At 50.9% G+C, this 4,016-nt stretch carries 3 protein-coding genes; 1 reads left to right on the forward strand and 2 read right to left on the reverse strand.

The annotated features are described in order from the left end of the window. Positions 1-3,328, reverse strand: a 3,328-nt coding sequence (locus QUB26_RS30930) for a two-partner secretion domain-containing protein (protein WP_333321133.1), incomplete at its 3' end; no start/stop codon positions are given. A gap of 83 nt (positions 3,329-3,411) precedes the next feature. Further along, on the reverse strand, positions 3,412-3,588 hold the full coding sequence (locus QUB26_RS30935; RefSeq protein WP_333246937.1) for a hypothetical protein: 177 nt from the start codon (positions 3,586-3,588) through the stop codon (positions 3,412-3,414). Positions 3,589-3,740: 152 nt separating this feature from the next. Between QUB26_RS30935 and QUB26_RS30940 the strand changes: the two genes are divergently transcribed. Continuing rightward, the gene (locus QUB26_RS30940; protein WP_190661768.1) at positions 3,741-3,935 is read left to right on the forward strand and encodes a hypothetical protein; all 195 of its coding nucleotides are present in this window, start codon (positions 3,741-3,743) and stop codon (positions 3,933-3,935) included. Positions 3,936-4,016 lie beyond the last annotated feature (81 nt).

Raw genomic sequence — 4,016 nt, forward strand, 5'->3', positions numbered from 1 at the left:
CGGGAATGGGTGCGGGAATGGGTGCGGGAATGGGTGCGGGAATGGGTGCGGGAATGGGTGCGGGAATGGGTGCGGGAATGGGTGCGGGAGTAGAGGGCGGGCCCGGTGTAATTAGGGAAATCTGATTTGGTAAACTTCCTTGGGTGTAAGTTTGTCCAACAGAAAAAGTGGGCAAAATGGCATTTCCCGCGCCAGCATTAATGCTTCCCAGGGTTCCATTGTCGATCGCGCCACCAACTACAAATGGTTGATCGATAGCGCCTCCGTGGCGAATTGCGATCCTCCCCGCCCCCGCACCTCCGGCAGTAGAAATACTCGAAGAATTGCCCGATATATCGTTGAAAACATTGTTCGAGCGAAACAAACCGAGGGTTGTCACATCAACACTGCCACCAGTGCCACCAGTACCACCTTGAGCATTGATAAAGCCCAACTGAATGTTATCAGTCGCGTTCAGGGAAACGCCCCCGCCGTTGCCGTTTGAAGTGCTGCTGGAGTTGATATCTAGAGCCGAAATGCCCGATGAAGAGGTGACATCGATATTTCCGCCGATCGCCCCCGAAGCGTTCAGAGCTCCCGCAGTTAAAGGGCCAGCATTGCTTTGGAGAGCGATCGCGCCTCCTGTGCCCGCCGATGACGAGTCGATCGCACCTGCTGCAACAGTATTTCCCTCAACCCGAATCCTCCCACCGTTCGAGGTAATATTACCAGTCCGAACCTCGCCGCTTCCTTGCAGGTTCACGCTGCCACCATCCGTCCTTAAATTACCCTCTAGGAGAACGTTTTCTGCCTTGATATCGGCTCCCAAACCGGCCGTGCTGTCCCCCCCGAAGCGAGCGGAATCTCGCGCGTTAACGCTCAAAATACGCGCTGCAATTGTGGAAGCAGCAGTCACACTAGCAGCATCGGCCGAGAGCAGGCCCAACCTCTGAGTTTGACCGACTCTGCCGTCAAAAGTAATGTTGCCACCAGCGCGCAGGGTCAAATTATTAGCCCGGCCCGGCCTGCTGTCGAGGGTATTGGCAAAAGTGATATTGCCGGTAGTGGTGGCTAGGGCGGCGGTGCGATCGACTGTGACGTTACTATTGAAAGTCATGTCGCCAGATGTCGCAATATTGCCGGATACCTCGGTACTGCGGGCGTTGACAGTTAAACTCGCCAGCGGTGCAGCTTGACCGACTGTAGCGCCGAACAGCACTCGCCCAGCGTCTAGTCTTAGGGCGTGAGATCCGTCTAGGCTACCGGAGAACAGAATGTTGCCGCTAACTTCCGTGCTCAAAGCCACGTCAGCATTGAGGGATGCGTTGCCTGTAAAAGTGAGATCGCCGCCGGATGTGGCAATGTTGGCGTTGAGATTAGTTTGGGGCGCGTCGAGAGTCAAGCTAGCGCTGCCACTGGTTCTCAGGGGATTGTCGATCGCGATCGATCTGCCTTGAAGTGTCAGCGGGCTGTTGAAGGTAATGGGTGCAACGATCGCGATCGACGTGCTGCTACCGTTTTCGCGCCCGATCGCGATCGAGCCGAAATCCCCCGCCAAAGCGCCGAGATCCGTTGCCGTCAAGTCCAAAAGGCCCAAAACATCGCCGGTGCCACCGATCCGAATTGCTCGGCTATCGTTGGGTTGCAAGCCAATTGTTCCCCCCGCACTGCTGACGGAATTGCTGCCACCTCTGAAGTCAATGCCGTTAGCAGTGATAGCGATATTGCCACCGTTAGCATTGAGTCCGCCCAGAGAGATGCTGCTGCCAGAAATGTTGATGTTGCCACCTTGAGTGTCGATTGAGTCCTTGGGGTCATTGACAACAAACACTCCGCCGGATCTAAATGTTACGGTGTCTCCCGTTCTCGCTTGCAGGGAAAGTTTGTTATCGGGCAAGTCTTGGAGGGTGATGTAGCCTGGGGTTTCTAGAACCACGTTGCTGCCGGCCGCCATCTGTTCCAACTGCACTTCTGAGATCGATGTTTCATTGGGTTCTGGTGCCGATTCGAGTTCCCCGCCCGATCGCGCGCTGCTGGATCCGTTACCGCTGACGATGGTAATATTTGCCGGATCGAGCAACAAATTGCCGATCGCACCGTTAGTCGCGCGGGTATCGACTTCTCCTTGGAAAGTTAAAGCATTTTTGCCGGAAACTTCTACTGTTCCGCCGTTACCTGCGGCAGTGCCCCCGCGAGCACTAATATTGCCGAAAAAGCGAGTTGTATTGTCTGACCAAATTACCGCAGTGCCGCCATTGCCGCGGTCGATCGCGTTTGCTGCGATCGTAGAATCAGGACTAACATAAGTTACCTGGGCATTTGGCACTGGTTCCATCCCCTGGAAACCGCCTCCGACGCGCACAGTACCTCCGCCGTCAGTCCCGGAAGCATTGATATTTGCGCCGAAAAGTCCGACTTTTTCCCCTAAAATATTGACTGTGCCGCCAGCATTCCCAGAAGGGCCAAATACATTTACAGAACCGGAGACGATCGCACTTCCGGCAACTGCGGGCACTGTTTGGCCGCCAGTCAGTACCAATTGACCTTGTTCGTTAGTCGTTAAACCTGTGGCTGACGCTACGCCGGGCCCCGTTAGCAACTGAGGCAAAGAAACCGGGGCGATCGCATCTTTTTCCGAATGCAAAGAGGGAGTAATTTCTAAACTTAATAAATTGCCAACTTGACTGATACGGACTGCATTTTGTCCCGGAACAGCAGCCACAGTAACTTGACCGTTGGGAGCGGATAATTGTCCTGTATTAATAACGGTGCCACCGAGCAAAGTTAAACTTTGCCCGTTGCCAACTGCCAAGTTTCCGGCATTGACAATTGCACCAACTTGTGAGTTAGTAAAATTAAATTGATTAGGATTTCCCAGTAAAGCTTTGTAATCATTAATTCCCGCCGAATGGAACCAGCCGTCACCGAAACCAATACCTGTAGCAGTTGTCGCGAAAAAAGACCCCGGCACGTTCAATCTAGCATTTTGACCGAAGACAATTCCCGCCGGATTCATTAAGAATAAATTTGAGTTGCCGCCGCTTACAGAAATCAGACCGTTAATGATGGAAACATTGTCGCCGGAAATCCGCCCTAAAATATTTTGAATATTTGGATTAGTTAGAAAATTAGCAATTTGACCTTCGCTGAGATTAAATTGACTGAAGCTGTGAAACAGATTGGCCCCGTTTCCTGACAATTGTCCGCCACTAATGTCGGTGCGGTTTTGCTCGGACTGAACAACAGTATTTGTGCCGTCATTTGCAGGAACGACAGGTTGCGATCGCACTGCTAGAGGTAGCAGCCAAAAACCTAATGTCAAAATTATAGCCGAAGGAAAATAGGTCATTGGAGGAAGCCATTAGTCATTAGTCATTATTCCTTAGTCATTAGTCATTAGTCATTAGTCATTAGCCGGAAGGAAGAGGGATTTCAGACAAGCCAATTCTCCATTACCAATTTTAATCTCTTCTCGTTTTGATTTTTTTTGAGCTGTAATGTTCCGCTAAAGTGCCCATAAACTTCAAAAAGTCGATCGCACACCGCCACCACCGGGGTCGATCGCACTCCAAAACCACCCGTTGCCAGAATGTGGGAAATTTCAGGCAAATTTTGTATTGTTCTGTAACAAGTGTATTGACAAAAGCCCCCCAGAGTCATAAGATTGGAGCACTGATTGGGTGGGAAAGTAAAAACCCACACCATAACTGGCTCCTCTAATAAAGTTAAAAACAAAATATTGATGCTTTTAGAGACCAACCATGCAAACTCCAGCTTTCCCATTTCTAACTGAACAAATAGTAGAGCGGATATTTTCGTCCGGCGAACTGACTCGCGATGACAGACAGCGGATTCAGTCAATGCTCTTAAATGAGTCGATCGGCGAAAATGAATTGAGCTTAATTGAAAAAGTCATGGAAGGCGTAGTCAAGGGAATCCTTGACGTGATGAATTAGTTGATAAGGAATGAGAATTAAATAACTTCCACTCTTGAAAGTGGGATGGGCGTCCCGCCCGTCCAAAAAGGACGGGCGGGA

Origin of the sequence: Microcoleus sp. B4-C1 (genome assembly GCF_036705285.1) — a bacterium.
GTDB lineage: Bacteria > Cyanobacteriota > Cyanobacteriia > Cyanobacteriales > Microcoleaceae > Microcoleus.